General features: G+C 64.2%; 14 protein-coding genes. 9 read left to right on the top strand and 5 right to left on the bottom strand.

What is annotated here, in order from left to right:
- Positions 1-66: 66 nt before the first annotated feature.
- Positions 67-993, top strand: coding sequence for a ribose-phosphate diphosphokinase (locus OJ996_RS14975; RefSeq protein WP_264514426.1), 927 nt, complete (start codon positions 67-69; stop codon positions 991-993).
- A gap of 16 nt (positions 994-1,009) precedes the next feature.
- Here OJ996_RS14975 and OJ996_RS14970 read toward each other — a convergent pair whose 3' ends face one another.
- Together OJ996_RS14970 and OJ996_RS14965 are read right to left on the bottom strand one after the other, a co-directional pair.
- A complete protein-coding gene (locus tag OJ996_RS14970) occupies positions 1,010-1,450 on the bottom strand; it encodes a hypothetical protein (RefSeq protein WP_264514425.1) in 441 nt (146 codons plus the stop codon).
- Positions 1,451-1,482: 32 nt separating this feature from the next.
- The gene (locus tag OJ996_RS14965) at positions 1,483-4,074 is read right to left on the bottom strand and encodes a carboxypeptidase-like regulatory domain-containing protein (RefSeq protein WP_264514424.1); all 2,592 of its coding nucleotides are present in this window, start codon (positions 4,072-4,074) and stop codon (positions 1,483-1,485) included.
- A gap of 301 nt (positions 4,075-4,375) precedes the next feature.
- Between OJ996_RS14965 and OJ996_RS14960 the strand changes: the two genes are divergently transcribed.
- The 4 genes from OJ996_RS14960 to OJ996_RS14945 all read left to right on the top strand — a co-directional run bounded on the left by OJ996_RS14960 (position 4,376) and on the right by OJ996_RS14945 (position 6,505).
- Positions 4,376-4,963, top strand: coding sequence for a 50S ribosomal protein L25 (locus OJ996_RS14960; RefSeq protein ID WP_264514423.1), 588 nt, complete (start codon positions 4,376-4,378; stop codon positions 4,961-4,963).
- Between the two features lie 60 nt (positions 4,964-5,023).
- Positions 5,024-5,611, top strand: a complete 588-nt coding sequence (gene pth, locus OJ996_RS14955; RefSeq protein WP_264514422.1) for an aminoacyl-tRNA hydrolase — start codon at positions 5,024-5,026, stop codon at positions 5,609-5,611.
- Positions 5,612-5,624: 13 nt separating this feature from the next.
- On the top strand, positions 5,625-5,915 hold the full coding sequence (rpsF, locus tag OJ996_RS14950) for a 30S ribosomal protein S6 (RefSeq protein ID WP_264514421.1): 291 nt from the start codon (positions 5,625-5,627) through the stop codon (positions 5,913-5,915).
- A 68-nt stretch (positions 5,916-5,983) separates the two neighbouring features.
- Positions 5,984-6,505 carry a single-stranded DNA-binding protein gene (locus OJ996_RS14945; protein WP_264514420.1) on the top strand — a complete coding sequence of 174 codons (522 nt, stop codon included), beginning with the start codon at positions 5,984-5,986 and terminating at the stop codon, positions 6,503-6,505.
- 69 nt (positions 6,506-6,574) lie between these two features.
- On the opposite strand, the gene OJ996_RS14940 is transcribed toward OJ996_RS14945, so the two are convergent.
- Both OJ996_RS14940 and purE read right to left on the bottom strand, forming a co-directional pair.
- Positions 6,575-7,738, bottom strand: a complete 1,164-nt coding sequence (locus tag OJ996_RS14940; RefSeq protein ID WP_264514419.1) for a 5-(carboxyamino)imidazole ribonucleotide synthase — start codon at positions 7,736-7,738, stop codon at positions 6,575-6,577.
- An 81-nt stretch (positions 7,739-7,819) separates the two neighbouring features.
- Positions 7,820-8,314 carry a 5-(carboxyamino)imidazole ribonucleotide mutase gene (gene purE / locus OJ996_RS14935; RefSeq protein ID WP_264514418.1) on the bottom strand — a complete coding sequence of 165 codons (495 nt, stop codon included), beginning with the start codon at positions 8,312-8,314 and terminating at the stop codon, positions 7,820-7,822.
- A 125-nt stretch (positions 8,315-8,439) separates the two neighbouring features.
- Here purE and OJ996_RS14930 point away from each other — a divergent pair, with 125 nt between their 5' ends.
- Both OJ996_RS14930 and OJ996_RS14925 read left to right on the top strand, forming a co-directional pair.
- Positions 8,440-9,402 (top strand): homoserine kinase, encoded by a 963-nt coding sequence (locus OJ996_RS14930; RefSeq protein ID WP_345783789.1) that lies wholly within the window; start codon positions 8,440-8,442, stop codon positions 9,400-9,402.
- A gap of 5 nt (positions 9,403-9,407) precedes the next feature.
- Positions 9,408-9,950 carry a hypothetical protein gene (locus tag OJ996_RS14925; protein WP_264514416.1) on the top strand — a complete coding sequence of 181 codons (543 nt, stop codon included), beginning with the start codon at positions 9,408-9,410 and terminating at the stop codon, positions 9,948-9,950.
- Positions 9,951-9,957: 7 nt separating this feature from the next.
- Here OJ996_RS14925 and OJ996_RS14920 read toward each other — a convergent pair whose 3' ends face one another.
- On the bottom strand, positions 9,958-11,346 hold the full coding sequence (locus tag OJ996_RS14920) for a hypothetical protein (protein ID WP_264514415.1): 1,389 nt from the start codon (positions 11,344-11,346) through the stop codon (positions 9,958-9,960).
- Between the two features lie 134 nt (positions 11,347-11,480).
- Here OJ996_RS14920 and thrC point away from each other — a divergent pair, with 134 nt between their 5' ends.
- Together thrC and OJ996_RS14910 are read left to right on the top strand one after the other, a co-directional pair.
- Positions 11,481-12,776 (top strand): threonine synthase, encoded by a 1,296-nt coding sequence (gene thrC / locus OJ996_RS14915; RefSeq protein ID WP_264514414.1) that lies wholly within the window; start codon positions 11,481-11,483, stop codon positions 12,774-12,776.
- Positions 12,777-12,830: 54 nt separating this feature from the next.
- The gene (locus OJ996_RS14910; RefSeq protein ID WP_264514413.1) at positions 12,831-14,042 is read left to right on the top strand and encodes a DUF2264 domain-containing protein; all 1,212 of its coding nucleotides are present in this window, start codon (positions 12,831-12,833) and stop codon (positions 14,040-14,042) included.
- The last annotated feature ends 43 nt before the right edge of the window (positions 14,043-14,085 follow it).

The following is a 14,085-nucleotide window of genomic DNA, read 5'->3' as shown; positions in this document are numbered from 1 at the left end:
TCTGCGGGATGCAGGGTTGCCGATTCGAGCGGGACTGTCAACAATCCGGCCCCGCCGCCGTCCTGCATGAAACTCATCAGTGGAACATCCCACCGCGCGCTCGCCGAGCGCATCGCCGAAACCCTTGGCACACCGCTCGCGGATGTCCATGTCACCGCGTTCCCGGACGGTGAAACTTTCGTCAAAATCAACGAGAACATCCGCGGTGACGATGTCTTCATCGTGCAGCCCAGCTGCCCGCCCACCAATCACAACATCATGGAGTTGCTGATCATGGTGGATGCCGCCCGCCGCGCCAGCGCCGGCCGGATTACCGCCGTGATGCCCTTCTTCGGCTACGCCCGCCAGGACCGGAAGGACCAGCCCCGCGTGCCGATCACTGCCAAGCTGGTGGCAAACCTTCTCACCTCCGCCGGCGTGGGTCGGGTCCTCACCATGGACCTCCACGCTCCGCAAATTCAGGGTTTCTTCGATATTCCCGTCGATCATCTCTACGCGAAGCCCGCTCTCATCCACTACCTGCGCGAGCGCCACCCGGATGCTTCGAACATCACGGTCGTCTCTCCGGACGTCGGCGGCGTGAAGATGGCCCGGGCCTATGCCGACGCCCTCGGCGCGGACCTCGCGATCGTCGCCAAGCACCGCATCAGCGCCACCCGCGTGGAGGCCATGAACGTGATCGGCGACGTCGAAGGTCGCGACGTGATCCTCGTGGACGACATGACCGAGACCGCCGGGACCCTCACCGCTGCCGCGGAAATCCTCGGCAAGCACGGGGCCAAGCGCGTCTTCGCCGGGGTTTCGCACGCCGTCCTTGGCGAGCTGGGCCGTGAGCGGATCAAGAACTCCGTGATCGAGGAAATCATCACCACCGATTCGGTTCCGCAGGCGACCGGGGACAAGGTTCGCGCGGTCGGCATCGCCCCGCTCCTCGGCGAGGCGATCCGCCGCATCCACGGCGGCCAGTCCGTCACCTCGCTCTTCGAGGTTTGAGGCAGCTTCCGATCCGTCAGTCGGATCCCAAGATCTCGATCACTTCCCCGCTCGTCGCGTCCAGTGTGACCTTGGCGTGGTAATCACCACCCAAGGCACCGGGCGGGAGTTCCTGCACGAAGATCACGGTTACCTTTCCGTTCGCCTCGCTGACCCTCACGGGGGCACTCTCAGGCACGGCGACTTTTCCGGCACAAGCAGCTCGGGCGCTTTCGATCGCTTTTTCGCGGGTCATGGTGGTGAGGGGAGCGGAATCGCTCGAGGGGGCGGCAGGCTCTACAGGCGTCTCGGTCGCTGCGGGAGACGCCGGCTTGGCCGTGACGACCTTCTCTTCTGGCGGAGGCGGCTGAATTGCGGCTCTGGCCTCGACACCCGCGACTTTGTGTTCGCGGAAGACCAAGACCGCCAGCGCGATCCCGAATGCCACGAGGGCTCCGATCAGAAGTTTCGGGTTCACGGCTAACAATCTCGCGTCTTCTTCGCCTCGGATCAAGGCGTCGCTCGCCGAGTCGGTCCCGCGGTGTAAACCTTTGCCGCACTATTCAGAGGATGTCCCGCTGGCGAGTTCCCGCTGGCATCCCCCACGTAATCGTAAGCGAAGATCGGCATTCCCTTGGCATTCGCATAGTTGCCGTCCGCCCCGGATGGTCCCACTCCCCGCCCCACCGTCCGGAAGACCGTTGGCGTATGGGTGTGGAAGATTCCGACGGTGTAGACCGCTCCGGTCGCGTTTGGCGCGGGAGCGGCCGGGTTGTCGGCCGGGGTGGCACCGGGATCGACCCATGCCCCCTCCAAGTTCGTCACCCAAGGCCCGAATACCTTGGTCGTGAGCTCGTAGTCCTCCTTGTTCGAGTTCGTGTTGAGCTGCACCCAGAAGGCCTCCTCGCGCCGCTGCGTCGCGGTAGCGGAGGCCTTGGTGCTGGTCCAAGAGGCATCGAAGGCGGCCACGCAGGTCGCGGCACCCTTGATGTCGTTCGCAGCCGGGAAGCGCACCGTGAGCGCTCGCATCGGCGTGGTGTATTCCTGCCCCTCGATCGTCACCTTGCCGCGCAGGTTGAAAGCACCCGCGACGCGCTGCTTGAAGTTGTCTTCGATCTGGTTGGTTGAAAGGGGATACCAGGTGTTTGAGCCGGCCCGGCTGATCTCGATCTTGAAGTTCGAGCCGACCGCCCCGCCATCGACCTTGATCTCAAAGCGGTTGGTCTCGAGCAACTGGCGCTCGGCGTTCGTGACGACGAGGTCGATCTTCACCTCCTCGATCTTGTCGACGATCAGGTACGAGTCGTAGGCCCCGTCGCCCACGTTCGCCACCAGCATGTTCACTTGGAAGACGTCGCCGGTGTCGGTCACCGGCAGCGTTACTTCACGCCACGCGGTCCGGCCCGCCGCGTCGAAGGCGGCCAGCCCCATGTTGTTCATGGTGTTCGCCTCCGCCGCGAAGCCCCCGCCCGACTGCGTGCGCAGAACGATCGCGAAATAGTCGTTGTACTTACTGCCGAAGTAGCCGCCCGGAACCTCCGTGGTGATGAAGCGGTAGCGCACCTTCAGGGCCTTCGTGCCGGGGCTCACGGCCGCCGTGCGGGAGGCGAGTTGCGGGCCTTCGCCGAGCGTGGCCAGCTCCATGTCGTAGTCCGGGCCTACCGCAAAAGCACCGTTGGCGGGCGTGGCTAGCGCTCCCGCACCCGTGTCGCCCTCATCGTGCGCGATGATCGTGGCCGCTCCGGGGGAGACTTCCCAGCCTGCGGTCGTGCCGGTCGAAAAGTCGTTGTTGGCAATCGCACTGGGGGTCTTGAAGCCGATCACCTTTACGGTGGTCGATCCGCCCGTGCCCACCACCGAGGTGGTTCCGATCAGGCCGCTGGCGGTCGATGCTTCCAGGGTGATGGTGCGGTCGGGCAGTCCGGTGAAGATCACCGCTCCGTTCCCACCGGAGATGCCGGACTTCACCACGTTCGGGCTATCGCCGATCGCTGCGAACACATCGGCCCCGGGCACCGGATTGCCGAGTTCGTCCACCACCGTGACCGTCAGGCTGTAAGTCCCGCTCCAGAAGACGAAGCTGCTGCTCATGCTGCGCCCTAGCTCGTCCTTTGCAGTGATGGTCAGCGTGTTCTTGCCGTCTGCGAAGTTCAGCGGATTGATTGTGATCGTATTGCCGCCAATCACCAGCGAGCTGGCCGGAACCGTTCCCAGGTTAAGCTGCGCGGTGACCTCGTCCGGATAACTCGTCAGCACGGCATCAATCACCTCGAAGCTCATCGAGGTGGAGCGGGGGTAGAGCACGTCCAGCGCCCCGTCCGCGACCACGATTTGCCCAGCCGAGCTGCCTTGGTCGGCATCGGTGGACTTCACCGGCAGCAGGCTCCCAGCGGTCGTGCCGCCGCCGCCTTTTGCCTTCCAGGCGAAAGCGAAACCGTCTTCGAGAACCGAGCCCTTGCCGCTCCAACTGATGGATGGAGAGCTCAGCGTGAGCGTGCAGCTCTCACCTTTCTTCACCGTTCCCCGCCGGGGATCGACCACGGCTTTGGTGAGCTTGCCCTTCAAGCTGACCGTCTCGTCTTGGCCGAGGAAACGGGCCGTTCCGCCGCCGCTCACCACGCCCTTGGCGTCAGCGCTGAGCTGGATATCCATTTTCGCCACCAAGGCCTTCGCGGCGCGTGCATCGATCGCGAAGACCGAGCCCTTGGGAATGAGCGGGTCCTTGCCCCCTGCGCTTTTGCCGGTGATGTAGCCATCCGTTTTCAGGCTACCGTTCAGCTTGATCGCACCACCGGGGCCGGTGGCCGTCAGCTTGACGCTCAGCCCGCTATTGGTGGCCTTCTGGGACCCGGAGATCGTGTAGGTGTTCGGCGCCAAGGTCATGGTGCCTGCCAGTGCACCCTTGGGCCCCAGTGCCACGGTGATCGTGCCCGCCTGCGGAGTGCCGCCGGGAGGGGTGATGGTGATGGGTAGCGTCCCGTTCAGCTCATGGGGGGCGAGAAGGACGCTGAAGCGATATTGTCCGTTTCCGGGGATCTGGGCCAAGATCTGACCCATCGTGGAAAGCAGGCAGAACAGCAGGAGGAAGAGCCGCTTGTACATGGTTCGGGGGAGGTGGGGGTTGGGTTCGCGCGCGGGAAACGCACGCAGGGGGAGGTTCACGGTTGCCATGCAACCGGGTTGTGGGGAGGGAGGGGGAGGCCCGATAAAAAAATCGGGGGAACGGGTCGGATCCTATCTCGGTCCTGACTCCGAGACAAGGAGTTTCAAAGAACGGGTGCGTTCGGGCTTTGCAAAATGGCCGGAACAAAATTTTGACAAAACCGGGGCGGGCCGCTACAGACCCCGCCCCCGGCGGTGAAGCTCACCGTCCGGAACTCGAATCATCACGCCCTTTTCCGCCATGGCCAAGAAGCACGTCCTGCAAGCCGAACCGCGCCAACGCACCGGTTCCGGAGTCCTCAAGCAAATGCGCCGCGAGGGCTGGGTGCCCTCCGTGATCTACGGGCGCGGTGCTGAAAACAAGAACCTGAAGGTCAACGCGAAGGCCTTCGACGAGCTGCTGGCCCACGCCACCTCGGAAAACATTCTCATCAACCTTGATCTCGGCGGTGCCAACCAGCTCGCCTTCCTCAAGGCCGTCCAGCACGACCCGCTTAGCGGCAAGCCGCTGCACGTGGACTTCCTCGCCATCGACGAGAAGTCGGAAATCACCGCCCAGATCCCGGTGCACCTCCTCGGTGAGCCTGCCGGAGTGAAGTCCGGCGGCATGCTCGAGCAGCTCAGCCACACGCTGGAAGTTCGTTGCGCTGCTTCCGTCCTTCCGGAAGTGCTGGAGTTCGATGTCGCCCACCTCAACGAAGGCGACTCCCTCCACATCGGTGATGTGAAGCTCCCGGCCGGTGTCTCCGCTACCCACGCGGATGAAGTGGTGATCGCCCACGTGGCGAAGACCGCTGCCGCCGTGTCCGAGAGCGCAGGTGCCGCCTGATCGACATTCTGATTCTCAAGCCCGGGCCGCTTCGCGCGGCCCGGGCTTTTCTTTGGACACTTGGAAAGCGGAACTTCCATCGAGCTCATCGTCGGCCTCGGCAATCCCGGCAGGCAGTACGAAGCCACGCGCCACAATGCCGGCTTTATGGTCCTCGATCGCATGGCCGCCCAAGCCGGCGTCGCTTTCGAGTCGAAGCCGAAATGGCAGAGCCATCTCGCGAAGCTCCCGAGCTCCGGCCTCCTCCTGATGAAGCCGCAGTGCTTCATGAATCTCAGCGGGCGCCCGGTTCACCAGATCCTCTCCTTTCACAAGTGGCACCCCCGCCAGGTTCTGGTGGTTTACGACGATGTCGCCCTACCCCTCGGCAGGCTGCGCCTTCGTGAGAAAGGCAGCGCCGGAGGTCACAACGGGATCAAGTCGCTGATCGAGCATTTGGGCGGCGACGGATTTCCCCGTCTCAGGGTCGGCATCGGCGGCTCGGACCCCGGCGAAATGGTCGGCCACGTCCTAGGAAACTTCAGGGAAGAGGAGCGGGAACTGCTTGAAAACACGCTTGCAAGGGCTGTGGAGGCCGTGCAGCTTGCGCACTCCCAAGGCGTCCCGACCGCCGCCAATCTTTACAACAGTAACAACGGAACACCCTAACAAAGGTCCCACCATGAGCAGGAAATACGAAGGACTGATCGTCCTCAACACCAAGTCCACCGAAGGCACCAGCGTCGAAGAACTCGTCAACGCCGTCTCCAAGGAAATCGAAGCCGAAGGCGCCAAGCTCGACGAAGTCCAGCAGATCGGCCGCCGCAAGTTCGCTTACAACTCCCGCCACCTCGAGAGCGGTCACTACGTGAACTACTTCTTCAAGGCCGAGCCGGCTGCGATCGATCGCATCTCCGCCAAGCTCAAGCTGAACGAGAGCGTTCACCTGCAGCACTTCCAGCGCGTCGCTTGATCCGCGCGGTGCTGTTCGGACGAACGGCGCTTGCCACAGCCCTCCCGCATCCGTAGCCTGATCCTGTCATGGCCAACCTCAACAAAGTCCTCCTGCTCGGCAATCTGACGCGCGATCCGGAGGTCCGCTATACCCCGAAGGGCACCGCCGTTGGCGACCTCGGCATCGCCGTGAACCGGCGCGTGAACGATGGCAACGGCAACTGGTCGGATGAAGTGACCTTCGTGGACGTGACCGTCTGGGGCACGAACGCGGAGAACGCCCAGAAGTATCTCACCAAGGGCCGCGGTGTCTTCATCGAAGGCCGCTTGCAGATGGATACTTGGGAGGACAAGCAGTCCGGCCAGAAGCGCAGCAAGCTCAAGGTGGTCGCCGAGGTCCTCCAGTTCCTGCCGGATGGCAAGGGCGGCACCCCGGGCAGCGGCGGCGGTGGTGGCGGAGGCTACCAACAGCGCGGCGGTGGTGACCCCGGCTACCAAGGTGGTGGCGGCGGCGGTGGTGGAAACTACCAGCGCTCCGGTCCGCCACAGGGTGGCTCTCCTGCCGATCCCGGCGATTACCGGGACGAAGAGGACGACATCCCGTTTTGATTCACTGAAAGGCCGGGCGAACAGCCCGGCCTTTTCTTTTTCCAAGGTCGCGGTAGCTTCGCCGCCCTGTTAGACCTTTCGTCCCTGCTCCAGCAGGCTCGCCTTGATGGCCGCAGCCCGCTGCAGCCCTTCGTCGGCTTCTGCCCCTAGGAAGTTCGCATGTCCCATCTTGCGCCGGCCGATGGCGCGACGTTTGCCATAGAGATGCAGGAAGGCGGAGCCGTCCGCGAAGAGCGGCGTCCAGTCCGGTGCTTCGGTCTCACCCGGCCACATGTCGCCGAGCAGGTTCAGCATCACCACCGGGGAAAGCAGCTTGGTCGAGCCGGCAGGCAGCCCGCAGATCACACGCACCTGCTGCTCGAACTGCGAGGTCGCGCAGGCATCCAGCGTGTGGTGTCCGGAATTGTGTGGGCGGGGTGCCATCTCGTTCACCAGCAGGGAACCATCCGGCAGGTGGAAGAACTCCACGCCCATGATCCCGCGGTAGTCGAGGGCCTCGGCCACCTCGCAGGCGATCACCTTGGCCTCGGCCGCCACCGCCGCACTCACGCGCGCCGGCACGATCGAGACATCCAGGATGTGATGACGGTGCCGGTTCTCCGCCGGGTCATACGCCGCCACCGAGCCGTCCCCGGAGCGGGCCACCATCACGGAAAGCTCGCGCTCGAAAGGGATGAAGGCCTCCAGCACCGCACGATCAGTTCCGAAGGATGCCCACACGGCGGCAGGATTCTCACCGCCCTCCAGCTTCTGCTGGCCCTTGCCGTCGTAACCGAAGGCTGCGGTCTTCAGCACCGCGGGCGTGCCGATCGTCTTCAGAGCCTCGGCCAACTCCTCTGCCGAGGCCACCACGGCGAAGGGCGCGCAGGGAATGCCGTTCTCCTTCAGGAAATTCTTCTCGCGCTCGCGGTGCTGGCAGATCGCCACCGCGTTCGGGGATGGATGCAGCGCGATTCTCGCGGCCACCGCCTCCATCGTTTCGCGCGGGATGTTCTCGAACTCCACCGTCGCCACCGCCGCCTTGCTCACGAATTGCTCCAGCGCTTCCGGGGAGTCGAAGGGCGAGTCGATCGCCTCATCCGCCACCACCATGGCCGGGGCTTCCAGACCGCCGGTCCAGACCAGCGTGCGGTAGCCCATGCGGCGGGCCTCCATGCAGAACATCCGGCCGAGCTGGCCGCCGCCAAGGATGCCGAGCACGGCACCCGGAGGAATGACTGGAGATGATTTCACGGGTTCGATGCGAAGCGGGGGAGGGGGGATACACGGCTCCCGCGGAAAAGGGAATACCCGGTTCCGTCGTTTTTCCTCGGCTCAGCCTAGGGTGGGCAGCTCCGCAGCCTTCACCGTCTCGTTCTGCTTCTTGCGGAAAGCCTGCAGCTTCTCCAGCAGCGCCGGATCCTCACCCGCCAGCATCGCCACGGCGAAGAGCGCGGCATTGATCGCCCCGGCCTTGCCGATCGCAAAGGTCGCCGTCGGAATCCCGCCCGGCATCTGCACGATCGAAAGCAGCGAATCCATGCCCTTCAGCGCATGGGACTCCACCGGCACGCCCAGCACCGGCAGGTCGGTGATCGCGGCGGTCATTCCCGGCAGGTGGGCTGCCCCGCCTGCACCGGCGATGATCGTCTTCAGGCCCCGCCCGCGGGCTTCCGTGGCGTAGGAGTAGAGCTTGTCCGGCGTCCGGTGGGCGCTCACCACCTCCGCCTCCCACGCCACGCCGAAGTCCTCCAGCGTGCGTGCCGCATGCTCCATCGTCGGCCAATCCGACGTGCTGCCCATGATGATTCCGACCAGCGGGGTTGCCATGCCCGAGAGACTCAAGACGCGAAGACTCAAGAGGCAAGACTTGAATTCCCGGGAGGCGGCATGCCGCAGAACTCCAGTCTTGGGTCTTGAGTCTCGGGCTCTTGGGTCTTTTGCTCCCCGCGCTCATGCTGAAGGAAGCCATCCAGGAAGTCCGCGTCTTCGCGCCCGCCACCGTTGCCAATGTCGCCTGCGGCTACGACGTGCTCGGGTTCGCCATCGACGCGCCCGGGGACGAAGTCATCGTCCGTCATTGCGACAAACCCGGCCTGCACATCACCAAGATTACCGGTGACGAAGGCAAGCTCCCCAAGAACCCGGAGAAGAATACCGCCGGCGTGGCAGCGCTCGATCTGCTCCGCCACCTCGGCATGACCGATCTCGGGATCGAGATGGAGATCCACAAGAAGATGCCCTTCGGCTCCGGTCTCGGCTCCTCCGCCGCCTCCGCGGTCGCCGGTGCCTTCGCCGTGAACCGCCTGATCGGCGAGCCGCTATCCAAGAAGCAGCTCCTGCCCTTCGCCATGGCCGGCGAGGCCTCGGCCGACGGCGCATGGCACGCGGATAACGTGGGCCCCTGCCTCCTCGGTGGCATCGTCTTCATCCGCAGCAACGACGAACTCGACGTCGCCCAGCTTCCCGCGCCCAAGAACCTCTGGGCCGCCGTCGTCCATCCGGACATCGAGGTCCTCACCAAGGTCGCCCGCGAGATCTTGCCGAAAGACATCCCGCTCGTGAATGCCACCCAGCAGATTGGCAATCTCGGCGGCTTGCTCTGCGGCATCATCCAGGAAGATTACGGCCTGATCTCCCGCTCGATCCACGACGTCATCGCCGAGCCTCGCCGCCAGAAGCTCATCCCCGAGTTCTACAAGGCCAAGCGTGCCGCCCTCGCCGCCGGTGCCCTCGGCTTCTCGATCTCCGGTGCCGGCCCCAGCGTCTTCGCCCTTTGCGAAGGCGAGGAAACCGCGCGCAAGGTGGGCGAGGCGATCTCCAAGGTCTTCTCCGCCATCCCGCTTGGGAACCAAGTCTACGTCTCGAAGATCAATCCCCACGGCGTGCACGTGGTGGACGAGAAGAAGCCGAAGTAGTCGGGATGAATCCGCTCCGTTTCCTCCTCCTCTCCGCGACATCCCTCTTTGCTGTCTCGCTGGTATCCTGCGTTTCGGTCGATTACCCGCAAGCGACCGCGGCGGAACTCGAGATGGGACGCGCCCTGACTCCGCCGAAGGGTCAGGGCCTGCTCGTCGTCTATCGCAAGCCCGGCATCTCCATGACCACCGGCAAGGTTCCGACCATCGTGCGCGTGGATGGCAAGCCTCACGGCGCCAACCACGCCGGGACCTTCGTGGTGGTGCCGGTCTCGAAGGGCCCGCATGTCATGCACATGGATCCGAATCCATCCTTGGCGCGCGGGATCCTCAGCCACTCCTTTCAGGCTTCGCCCGGCAAGTGCTACTTCATCCGGCAGGATGTGGAGACGAAGGTCGACAAGATCCTGTTGGTTCCCACCCCTGCGCCCGTCCCGCGCATGGAGCCCGTCTCCTCTCCCGTATCCGAAGCCGTCGGCCGCGCGGAGGTCGCGAAGTGCAAGCAGCTCGGCGGAAATGGCGTGATCAAGCTCGCGGGTCGGCCTTGAGTCAGCCTCATGGCAGCGCCGTCTGCTCCGAGCGGAAGAACCGCCTCCCGTAGATCGGTTCGAACTGGGCCTGCCGCCATGTCCCGTCTCCCGTTACCGGTGCCGCGTGCTCGAACCACGTGCCCGCCGTCATCGTTGCGGATGACTTCAGGGAGTAGGTTGCACCGGCTGGCGTATTGTAGAAGAGCTGCTTCCCCGCATAGCCATCCCGCATGATCAAGCGCGGTGCCGCCAGCGGGCGCGCGGGATTACGCGTATCCCAACTGAACTGCACGATGGTGAATTCCGAGGGCCGGGTCATCGCCACGCCGATCATCAGCTTCACCACATGCGAATCCACGTCCGCTTGGGTCATCGTCTGGCCTAGACCGCATTGCACGAAGTAAGCCTGTGAAGCAGTCGTTCCTTGAAGCGCCCCGCGCTGGTAGATCTCTTGGAGAAACGATTGTACATTGCCGCGGAGCTCGGTCCATAGCGCGCTGTTGTTAGACCGGCTCGCGCTGATCGATCCCAACCGTGTCACGTTCGTGCCAATCCAATTCAATGTGCGCTGCAAGGAAATGTAGCGGTTCTCCGGATTCCCTCCGTCGAGGTGCCGTATGCCCCAGGGGATGATGTTACCGCTAACCGTCGGCTTAATGATCGGGCAGACGTAAACCGCCGCCAGTGCATCCTGCTGCGAGGTGCTCAGCGTCGTGCTCAAGTTATCCGCCACCAGCGGCAGTTGCGTTCCCGCCGGAGAACTCCAGATCCCTTCGCCTGTTAGAGAGTCGTTCTTCACCCAGGCCGCCGCCATGCTGCCGCTCGCGCCGAAGCTCGTCGTCGCGCCGTTGATGCTCGCGTTCAGATAGGGATAGTAGATCGCCAGCGAACTCGCGGAGCTGGGGGCATTCTGCGTCGTCCACTGGGTCATCGCGGTCACCGTGGTGAGCCCGGGCGGTGGATCCAGGATCAGCATCGCCCGTCGCTCCTTCATCGCATCCCGCCAGATCTGGAGCGTGCCCGGCACCTCTCCCGCAGGCAGTAGAGTCAGCTCCGGGCAGATCAGCACACCGAAGTCGCGGATCAGCGGCAGCGCATGCCTCCCGCTCATCGCGAGCGCATCGCCCTCCAGTGCCGATCTCAAGCTGCCACCCGGATTGGCCCGGATCACATGCAGCGCCGCCCCCTGCTGGGCGAAGAACCTCCGCGCCTGAAGCTCGGCCGGCCAGGCGACCGGGTTGCTTGAGCCGTAGAGACTTTCGAACTGCACCGAATTCACCCGCACCGGCGCGCCCACCGGCCCCTTGGCGAAGCGGCCGATGATCGCGGCCTGCACCGGTTCCTGCTCCGCCCCCGTGGCACAGGCCACCGCCAGCGAAAATAGGACGGGAACGATCGGGAATGGCCAGCGCATGACTCTTTTACACGCATTTGACGGCCGGGGATTTCACGCGAACTGCCCGCCGGATTGGCCCGGTTGACTCCTTTTATCATCGACTCCCCGCCCTTCAGGTTCCCGAATTGCCGCGCCGCGGCGGCCTTCCACCGATGCTTTACCACTCGACCAACAATCCCGCCCATCGTGTCGATCTCAAGGAAGCGATCCTCCGCTCCCTGCCGCCGGATAACGGTCTCTACATGCCGGATACCCTGCCCGTGCTCGGCCAGGACTTCTGGTCGATCTGGCGTGAGCTCAGCTTTCAGGAGATCGGCTACGCGGTGGCGCATGCCTTCTTCCATGAGGATGTCCCCGCTGCCGCGCTCAAGGAAATCGTGGAGGGCACTCTGGCTTTCGACGCTCCCTTGATCTCGCTCTCTCCGGGCGATCACATTCTCGAGCTCTTCCACGGCCCCACGCTCGCCTTCAAGGATTTCGGAGCCCGCTTCATGGCCCGCCTGATGGCTTGGCTGGTGCGCGGTGACAATCGCGAGCTCACCGTGCTCGTCGCCACCTCGGGCGATACCGGCGGTGCGGTCGCTTCCGCCTTCCATCGCGTTCCCGGCACCCGCGTCATCATCCTCTACCCGCAGGGAAAGGTCTCCGGCCTTCAGGAGAAGCAGCTCACCACCCTCGGCGATAACATCTCCGCGGTGGAGATCGATGGCACCTTCGATGACTGCCAGCGTCTCGTGAAGTCCGCTTTCCTCGATCGCGAGATGTCGGAGCGCCTGAACCTCACCTCGGCGAATTCGATTAATCTCTCGCGGCTCGTCCCGCAGAGCTTCTACTACATGCATAGTGCCCGCCAGTTGCCGGAGGGCGTGGAGCCCGCCTTCGTCATTCCTTCGGGGAATTTCGGGAATCTCACCGCCGGCCTGCTCGCCGTGCAACTCGGCCTGCCGGTGAAAAAGTTCATCGCCGCCACGAATGCGAACGACGTCGTCCCCGCTTACCTGAAGAGCGGAGATTACCAGCCCCGCCCCAGCACCGCCACCATCTCGAACGCGATGGATGTCGGCGCCCCCTCGAACTTCGCCCGCATGCAGGCGCTGTTCGGAAACTCGTGGGAAGCGATGCGCGGTAAGATCGAAGGCTCTTCTTTCACCGATGACCAGACCCGCGCCGCCATCCGCGAGGTGAAGTCGCTCTTCAACTACGAGATCGATCCGCACGGTGCCGTCGGCTGGCTCGCCGCCCGCAGGTGGCGTGCCGCGAATCCCGGTAATGCCACCATCACGCTGGAGACCGCGCATCCCTCGAAGTTCCTCGATGTGATGGAGCAGGAGATCGGCAAGGACGCCGTGGAGATCCCGGAGCGCCTGGCCATCCTCGCCGATCGCGAGAAGGTCGCCTCCCGTCTCCCCGGGGACGAGGCCGCCTTCAAGCAGTGGCTGAATCCCTGATCTGTGGGAGGCGCTTTTACGGGACAAGCGCGTGCGGGCCGCTAGGCTCGCGCCATGCGTCTTCCTGCGGCCATCTCGCTGATCTTTTCCCTCCTGCTCTCTCCTCTGCACGCGCAGACCGGGCGGCAGGATCGCGAGTTCTCGGTGAAGGCGCTCGATCGCATCGCGCGCCCGGTCCTTGAGAACCTCGCCACGGGAAAACTGAAGCAAGAGCTGCCCCTCGGCCCCGGTGAAAAGGACCGCGCGAAGTGGACCTACCTCGAAGCCTTCGGCCGCACGATGGGTGGCATCGCCCCTTGGCTCGCTCTCGGAGCGGATGAGTCACCGGAGGGCAAGCTTCGCGCCCGCTACATCGAACTTTCCCGCAAGGCCCTGGTCATGGCCACCGATCCCGCTTCGCCGGACTACATGAACTTCACCGAGGTTGGCCAACCGCTCGTCGATGCCGCCTTCCTTTCCCAAGCTCTCATCCAGGCCCCCGATCAGCTCTGGGCTCCGCTCAAGGAAAGCGAGAAGGCGAATCTGGTAGCCGCCCTCAAGCAGACCCGCGCGATCAAGCCTTATGAGAGCAACTGGCTGCTCTTCTCCGCGCTGGTGGAAGCCGCGCTCTGGAAACTCACCGGCGAGTGCGAGATGGCACCGATCAAGTATGCCCTGCAGAAGCATGAGGAGTGGTATCTTGGCGATGGCACCTATGGCGATGGCCCGGAGTATCACTGGGACTACTACAATAGCTTCGTCATCCAGCCCGCCATGCTCGCCGTCATCGGAGTCTGCCGGGAGAAGCAGGATCCGCTTGGTGAATCGTGGGCCCGCGTGCTTGCCCGTGCGAAGCGTTACGCCTCCGTGCAGGAGCGTCTCATCTCGCCGGAGGGCACCTACCCGGTCATCGGTCGTTCCAGCGCCTACCGCTTCGGTGCCTTTCAGCATCTCTCCATGATGGCCTGGCGCAAGGAACTACCTGCGGCCACCTCGCCCGCCGCCGTCCGCGGTGCCCTCACCGCCGTCATCCGTCGCACCCTTGAAGCTCCCGGCACCTTCGACAAACAGGGCTGGCTGCAAGTCGGCGCCGTCGGCCACCAGCCTTCCATTCGCGAGGGATACATCTCCACCGGCAGCCTCTACCTCTGTCTCGCCGGTCTTCAACATCTCGGCCTTCCCGCGAACGATCCCTTCTGGACCGCCGCTCCCGAGCCATGGACCCAGAAGCGCATCTGGGCCGGAGAGGACATCAAGGCCGACCAGTCCCACAAGGAGAGGAAGTAGCGGTCCACGCATGTGCCATGTGTTGGCATCGTGGATGACGCTG

This window comes from Luteolibacter rhizosphaerae (assembly GCF_025950095.1).
GTDB lineage: Bacteria > Verrucomicrobiota > Verrucomicrobiia > Verrucomicrobiales > Akkermansiaceae > Haloferula > Haloferula rhizosphaerae.
This window is presented reverse-complemented; position numbering and strand designations above follow the sequence as displayed.

Excerpts from the sequence above, each read along its gene's own strand:
- OJ996_RS14945 (WP_264514420.1), top strand. The coding sequence starts at position 5,984 with ATGGCCAACCTCAACAAAGTCCTCCTGCTCGGCAATCTGACGCGCGAT.
- thrC (WP_264514414.1), top strand. The coding sequence starts at position 11,481 with ATGCTTTACCACTCGACCAACAATCCCGCCCATCGTGTCGATCTCAAG.
- rpsF (WP_264514421.1), top strand. The coding sequence starts at position 5,625 with ATGAGCAGGAAATACGAAGGACTGATCGTCCTCAACACCAAGTCCACC.
- OJ996_RS14920 (WP_264514415.1), bottom strand. The coding sequence starts at position 11,346 with ATGCGCTGGCCATTCCCGATCGTTCCCGTCCTATTTTCGCTGGCGGTG.
- OJ996_RS14960 (WP_264514423.1), top strand. The coding sequence starts at position 4,376 with ATGGCCAAGAAGCACGTCCTGCAAGCCGAACCGCGCCAACGCACCGGT.
- OJ996_RS14930 (WP_345783789.1), top strand. The coding sequence starts at position 8,440 with ATGCTGAAGGAAGCCATCCAGGAAGTCCGCGTCTTCGCGCCCGCCACC.
- OJ996_RS14975 (WP_264514426.1), top strand. The coding sequence starts at position 67 with ATGAAACTCATCAGTGGAACATCCCACCGCGCGCTCGCCGAGCGCATC.
- OJ996_RS14925 (WP_264514416.1), top strand. The coding sequence starts at position 9,408 with ATGAATCCGCTCCGTTTCCTCCTCCTCTCCGCGACATCCCTCTTTGCT.
- purE (WP_264514418.1), bottom strand. The coding sequence starts at position 8,314 with ATGGCAACCCCGCTGGTCGGAATCATCATGGGCAGCACGTCGGATTGG.
- OJ996_RS14965 (WP_264514424.1), bottom strand. The coding sequence starts at position 4,074 with ATGTACAAGCGGCTCTTCCTCCTGCTGTTCTGCCTGCTTTCCACGATG.
- OJ996_RS14910 (WP_264514413.1), top strand. The coding sequence starts at position 12,831 with ATGCGTCTTCCTGCGGCCATCTCGCTGATCTTTTCCCTCCTGCTCTCT.